This window comes from Acrocarpospora sp. B8E8, assembly GCF_039871605.1.
GTDB classification, from domain to species: domain Bacteria; phylum Actinomycetota; class Actinomycetes; order Streptosporangiales; family Streptosporangiaceae; genus Acrocarpospora; species Acrocarpospora macrocephala.
Genome location: NZ_JBDPLV010000050.1, coordinates 81668 through 88373, shown reverse-complemented (window position 1 = coordinate 88373; position 6706 = coordinate 81668). Strand labels below are relative to the sequence as shown.

4 protein-coding genes are annotated in these 6706 nt (G+C 61.8%); 2 read left to right on the top strand and 2 right to left on the bottom strand.

Annotated elements, in window-relative coordinates:
• Positions 1-1094 precede the first annotated feature (1094 nt).
• The gene (locus tag ABGB08_RS36905; protein ID WP_347600445.1) at positions 1095-1499 is read left to right on the top strand and encodes a hypothetical protein; all 405 of its coding nucleotides are present in this window, start codon (positions 1095-1097) and stop codon (positions 1497-1499) included.
• Positions 1500-1516: 17 nt separating this feature from the next.
• Complete coding sequence (locus ABGB08_RS36900) at positions 1517-2371, top strand: hypothetical protein (RefSeq protein WP_347600442.1); 855 nt, start codon at positions 1517-1519, stop codon at positions 2369-2371.
• Positions 2372-2526: 155 nt separating this feature from the next.
• On the opposite strand, the gene ABGB08_RS36895 is transcribed toward ABGB08_RS36900, so the two are convergent.
• Together ABGB08_RS36895 and ABGB08_RS36890 are read right to left on the bottom strand one after the other, a co-directional pair.
• Entirely contained in the window at positions 2527-2658 is a 132-nt protein-coding gene (locus ABGB08_RS36895; RefSeq protein WP_347600439.1) for a hypothetical protein, read from the bottom strand.
• A 926-nt stretch (positions 2659-3584) separates the two neighbouring features.
• Positions 3585-6275: an RICIN domain-containing protein gene (locus ABGB08_RS36890; RefSeq protein WP_347600436.1), complete on the bottom strand. Its 2691-nt coding sequence runs from the start codon at positions 6273-6275 to the stop codon at positions 3585-3587.
• Between the last annotated feature and the right edge of the window lie 431 nt (positions 6276-6706).

The window sequence follows — 6706 nt, the reverse complement described above, 5'->3', positions numbered from 1 at the left end:
GGCGGACAGGCCGCCACCGTCGGGGTACCGCACAGAAGTGTTGTACTGCTGAAATACGACGATGTAACTCACCTGTAGCGTTACGTGTTTGTACCATCGCCAATTGCTAGCACTTCAAGCTCTGTAGCCACGTGAGCCATACCCGATGCCACGGGCTTCATGTGGCGCCGACGGGTGGGCTTGGCTACCGTCGTGCGCACTGCGAGGTCGCGGTCGCGGCCGAGATGGGCTCAAGGGGGCCTTCCAATGGGCTTTTCAGCCTCCCGTAGTGACCGCCGCGACCCGCGACCCTGAAGGCGTATCTCCAGGTTGGGCCCGGTAAGGGCGGTCGCGCAGCGGGTCGCGGAGCCGCGACCAGTCGCGGGCAACGCGCGACCCGGGGACGCTCGAATTCCCGCACGGCTGTACAGCCGAGAAGTACAGCAACCGCTATGGATCTGCCTGGACTTCAGCGGACTCCCACAGACGGTTATCCAGCCCGTGACCTGACATCGGAGCATGTCAGCAAGGCAGTGCCATCTAGTTCGCATCGAAGGGGTCTGGGGTTCAAATCCCCATAGCTCCACCCACGTCAGAGGCCAGTTCCGATCATCGGAGCTGGTCTTTTGATCTTCTAGGTGACTACGCCTTGAAGATGTCGTTCACGGCCTCAGCATCACCCCTGAGCATGGTCTCTTATCTAAACTGTCGGGATCTCGGGGATACTGGATCCATGCGAGCCACCAAACGACGACGGCCACAGCGGCGGAGCCCTTGCGTGGTACCTCCGGGCGTCGACCTAGCGATCCTCGCTGCTCGTGCCTCCTATGTGGGCTCGCCCGAACACAAGACTTTCCCCTCGTTCGCCGGTCCGCCGCGCCCACGTGCGGATGCCACCAAATGCGACCCGGCATTAGGTGATCCTGGAATCCTGACGTCGTGGCTGCGCGAGGGCATTGCCAGCGGATACATCGGCGAGCCGTGGGAAGGCGACTTCCCTAGGTATGTCTGGCACCTCCGGGACGGTGTTATGTACGAGGGGCGTCTGGTCAACCAAGAGCTCGGCCAGTACAAGGGTGGCCGCTCAAACCAGACGAGTGGCCGGAGGGAGTGCAGTGACCGAGTCAGCCAAAGTGCGGATCGAATGGGAGTGGGAAGCCGCTCCGCACATGAAAGCAGTCGAGCTCCGCGCGACCTTCGCTCGCTTGACGATCTTTGTCGGCCAAGACTGTGTGACGCTTGTCGAGGATCAGGAGTCCAGCAGCTCACGTCGTGCGATCGCGGTCTCGCTGTACCCGTTGGCGGAGTGGCTGGCCTACAACTGGTGGTTCTTGCAGGCGGACAGCCGGCACAACGAGAACGAGGCGGATGCGCGTCGATCGCGGCAGCGTCACAGCATCCGCCACGCAGGAGACGGGTTCTTTTGGCCGGATCTGTACGTTCTCCCAGAGGAGTCACATATCAGGTTGACGTGGCATCCTGATCGGATCGCCCCGCAGGATGGCCTATCCGCTTCCTAACTTCCGGTTCAGCCACGGTGGACTCGGCCGAGCTCGGACGGACCTTCGCTGAATTCATCGAGCAGGTCTTGGAAAGGCTGAGTGATTGTGGCGTTGGTGAGACACGGCTGTCCGACGAGTGGACAGCCATTCGACAGACCGATGCCGAGGAAGCGGACTACTGCCTCGCGGCGGCACGCCTAGGGCTAGACCCTTATTCAGACGCGGCCAAATACGAAGCGGAGATCGTGCGATCTAGCCAAGAGTTTGCGGATGATCCGGATCTGCTCGCCGATTTCCTCAATATCGTCAATCCTGCTCGCATCGGGGAGGACCTCGATTGGATCGTCGCGGCGAGGAGCGAGATCGCGGCGTTGCCCGCGGCTAAAGGTCTCATTTCCACCAAAATTTCGCCCTCGCACTCAGGTGGATCGCCGTGGAGCCACGGGTACATCGCCGCTCAGGCGGTTCGCCAAGAACTTGGGCTCGGCGTCACGGACATGATCGATGTTGACAGTCTTGTCAGTAGTCGGATCCTCGAAGTGGCTGATCGAACGCTTCAAGCATTTGGCACAGGTCGGAGCGGAAGCGGTCCAGCGCTCGTGCTCGGGCGGGAGCAACACCCGCGCTCTAGGCGGTTCACGCTGGCGAGGGCAATCTGGCACACTCTGCACCAGCCAGGCGCGCCGTTCCTTGTCGCCTCGACACACACAGTACGGCAACAAGCCGAACGGGCATTCGCCGCAGAGTTGCTGGCTCCAGCTATGGGCCTGGCGGAGTTCATGGGTGGCCCGGAAGGGGTCGACGACGACAAGATCGAGCGCGCTGAGGAGCACTTCCAGGTCTCGTCTCTGATTGTCAAACATCAGATCGATAATCAGTGGAGCTTCTGAACCGACTGTCGATCGGCTTAGATCCTTTGTAGGCACCTCTCCAGTTGCGTTGTATCGCATGCGCCTGCGCTGATGCTGGAAAAGGACAGGGAATAGATTCGCCCAGGACAAAGCCGCCATTCATCGGGGAAGCGGCTTCGTCCTGGACTGATTTGCTAGTCATTGAAGATGGCGTCCATGGCCTCCGCGCCCTCCAGGAGCATTGGCCGGAGCTGCTTGCGGTAGACGAGTTCGGTGAGCTTGGTGTTGCTGTGATCGACCAGGTGCGAGATGTTCTCGATGGGCACGCAGCCGTCCGAGAGCAGCGAGACGAAGCTGTGCAGTTCTCGCGCGGCGTCCGCTCCTTCTCGTTCAGGCCCGCCTTCTTGAAGACCCTCCGGAAGGCGTGGCGGACGTTGTGCGAGTCGAGCTGAATGCCGACGGTGGAGGCGAGCACGAGGTCGGTCTCCTGCTATCGGGCGACCGCGCTGGGGAGGCGTCAGCTACCCCGCGACCTGCGAGGAAGCGCTTGCCGGTGAGTGACGAACTGGGTGACAACGGGGACGCAGCCGGGGGACACTGCCGATCATGGAGGGACTGTATCGCCAGGTCAAAGGCCCTTCAGGCCGGACAGTGCACGCTGCGCAAGTGGTTTCGCATCGAAGGGGTCTGGGGTTCAAATCCCCATAGCTCCACTCACTCGTTCTCGTTCCTCCACACGGGGGGACGACCCCCCGAACCCCCCGATACGAAGGGCTTTCGCCCCCTCGCGCTCCCTGGAAAGGCCTCGCTTCGCTCAGGAGGCTCTCGCTTCGCTCGGATGGTGGAATGCAAACCAATCCAACCACCAGGCGCCCTCCTATTCCGATGGATGTATATCGGGCCAGGAGACAAGCTGGTGGCGCGCCCGACGAGGTGTTTCCGGGTGATGAGGGCTGGTCAAGCCTTCAACCACTTGTCGCCATCGTCGGCTTCAGACGACTACGCGTACGTGGTTCACCTTGGCGATACGAGGGCTCTGGGCTGGCCATCCGTCCTTGGGCCACACGAGATCTACGGCATTGCCACGGCCACAGGCCAGAAGGTCTATCGTGCTCTGAGACAAGAGGGGTCGGTACGAACGGAGCCGGGGATGGGCAGCTTCGTAGTTGAATCGTCCACAAGGAAGACATGACCGGGAGGGTGGGCCGCGGGCGGTGCGGGGGTGACCGTCCGCGGCCGGTAGGACCTCACGTCAGCTGCGCAGGCTCCACTGCTGGTTCGAGCCGCCGTTGCAGGACCACAGGATGATCCTCGTGCCGTTGGCGGTGCCGCCGCCGAAGGCGTCCAGGCACAGCCCGGACTGCACACCGGTGATGGTGCCGTTGGAGTTGACGTTCCACTGCTGGTTTGTCTGTCCGTTGCAGTCCCAGATGATCACCTGAGTGCCGTTCGAGGTGCCCTGGCCGTTGGCGTCCAGGCACTTGTTGCCGAACACCTGCAGCTGCTTGCCGGACGTGTACGTCAACCGCTGGTTGGTGCCGCTGCCGCAGTCCCACAGTTGCGCCTGGGTGCCGTTGGTGGACGAGCCGCCGGCAATGTCCACACATCGGCTCGACTGGCCACCGACGATCTGCTGGCCGCCCCCGCTGCTGCCGCTTCCCTGCCTGACGAGCGACTTCGACTCGGCCGATCGGTTCCCCTGGGCGTCCACCACGTAGAGGCGGTACTCACCGGCCGACGTCGGGACGGCGATGGAGGTCGCGGTTCCGCTTGCTCTGGTCATCGTATTGCCGACGGCGAAGGAGGTCGTACCCGAGGGAGCCAGCCAGACGGTCTTGCCCGCGTCGCCGGTGCTGCGGATGGGGATCGAGGTCGTACCGCTGCTGATGAACGTGCTGGCGGGCAGGACATAGTCCTGCAGAGAGAGATTGCTCTGCGGGATTATGTTCCTGTACGCGTCCTCAAGTCCGGAGTTCACGGCGATGCCATACGCCGGCGCCGGCCAGACATAGTCGGAAGACACGAGGATGTCCTGGATCGTGCTGTTCGGCAGGTTCTTGTTGGAGACCTTGTTGATCGGCCCGTATGTCTGCGTGATGCTCAGATCGTGCTTACGCCCGAAGTCGTCGGAGTTGATGAGCCACGTGATGTTCTTGTCCACGCTCAGGACATTGTCGCGGAAAACCATGTTTCCCGAGCCTTCGTCCGGGTGGAGTCCGTACTTGTGACCGGACGGGACGCCCTGCATATAGTTGTTGGTGATCGTGGTTCCCGGCTGGTTGCCCAGCGTGTAGACGGGAGCCGTGTCGCTCAAGCGCTGCACCGTGTCGATGAAGTGGTTGTAGCCGATGGTGTTGTTCTTCGCCGTGGTGGTCGGCCGGTTGGGCACGATCGAGCCTGACGATCCATCGAAGTTCCACCATCCCCAGCCGAGCGTCACACCGGACCATGGGGATTTCTCGATGCGATTGCGCTGAATGGACAGGCCGTCGGCGAAGTACGCCGAGATGGGGCTGTGCCCGTTGAACAGCACCGCACTGTCGTAAATGTAGTTGTTCTTTATCTCGATGTTCTTGGGTGCTCCTTCGACCTGGGCGGAATACTTCTCGCGATTCGACGAGGTGTAGTCACCGATGTAGACATGCTGAGGATGGCCCACGGTGATGGCGGATCCGGCGATGTCGTTCGTGTAGTTTCCGATCAGCTGCGTGTTCACCACGTCGTTGACTATGTTGATTCCGTCGACGCCGGTGTGCTGGATCCGGTTGTTCTGCAGGACGAGCCCGTCGGCGTTCTCGATCTGAATGATGCCGGGCGCCGTGTCGACATTGCGGTAGTAATAGACGTGGAAGTTCTGCCTGGCATAGGCGAGCGCGCCGAGGTTGCCCTGCTGGGCCTGCTTGAGCACCGAGCCGGCCACGTTGAACAGATTCCAGTCGGAGTGCTGAACCGTGAGGCCCGAGAAGGTGATGTTCCGGGCGCGAGCGCTTGTGGAGGTGCCGGCGACCTTGAGAAGGGTGGACACGTTGTTCGGAGCGAAAACGGTCGCCGTCGACATGTTCTCGGAGCTCGCCTTGTAGTAGTACAGCGTCTTGCTCGTCTTGTCGAAGAAGAATTCGCCCGGCGTGTCCAGGAACTCGTAGGCGTTCATGACCTTGTGGGTGCCGCCGACCTGCGCGTTCCCGTTGAAGGCGCCCTGGGCGATAGCCGCTCCCGGCTGCTGGAACAGCGCGATACGGTTCGAACTGTCAGAGGTGACCTGCCGGACTCCAACGATGGCCGTGGTCCAGGTCGTCCCTGTTTCTATTTCGATGTCGTCCTGATTGTTTGGGACAGCGGGGAAGTCACTCAGGCTGTACTTCGATCCGGCGCACTGCGAACCCGATTCCCACGCCCACGACGCCTGTCCCGCCGTGATGTTGTAGGTTCCGTAGCACCCCGCCGAGCTTATGGTCTTCGAGGCCATGAACGTTCGCTTGTCGTTGACATAGAGCGCGCGGAGCTTGTTGCTGCGATTCAGCGAGGCTTTCCAGATGTTACCGCTGTGCTGCGTCCATCCGGTTACCTGAACGCCTCCGCTGAGGATCGGCGTCTCGTTCTGGTACGCGGCGTAGATGACCCGGAAACCATTCGTGCCGGAGTCGGCCGGCGTGAAGTCGATGGTGCTGCCGACCGAATAAGTGCCCCCGCGAAGATAGACGTAGATGTCGCCTGTCATGCCAGCGCTTATCGTGCGGACGATGTCCCTCGCGCGCTGCAGGGTCTTGAACGGTGACGTGATCGTTCCGGGGTTGGCGTCGTTGCCGTCAGGGGCGACGTAATAGGTGGCCTGGGTCTCCGCCGAGGCCGCTGCACCACCTGCGAAGGTCGGCAGCAACACAGTGGCGACGAAGACCGTAAGCGCTGCTAACGCCTTCCCGGTGGTGGATAAGGCTGACTTCACGCTCTGTTCCTTTCGCTGGCTCCGGGCAGAATGTTCGCGCTAACACATCGGCCGTAGCGGAACTCATCGGAGTGTGCGATTGCGCGGACGTGGCGCCTGTCGTGCAGTTGAGGACATCGATCGGAGGGCCGGGCCCCTTCCGGACCGAAGGTCGCCTCCGCAAGGGAGAGGTCTCCTCATGAGACGCCCTGAGATCCGTGACAGGCGGGGTGTGGTCATCGTGATATCCAAAACATATGACGTATGCCGACTGACGTCTGAGGGTAATGTCGCACCAACAGGGGCGTCTGGCAACAGTGGACAGAAAGGGAACAGGCACACCTTCGCCCACTCCAGCGCACGCGCCAGGTGATCTTCCATGACAAGGAGAGATTCCGCCTGTCAAACGCACGGCGTGACCTCGCGACTCGCGGGCCCGATCGGCCAGGTCA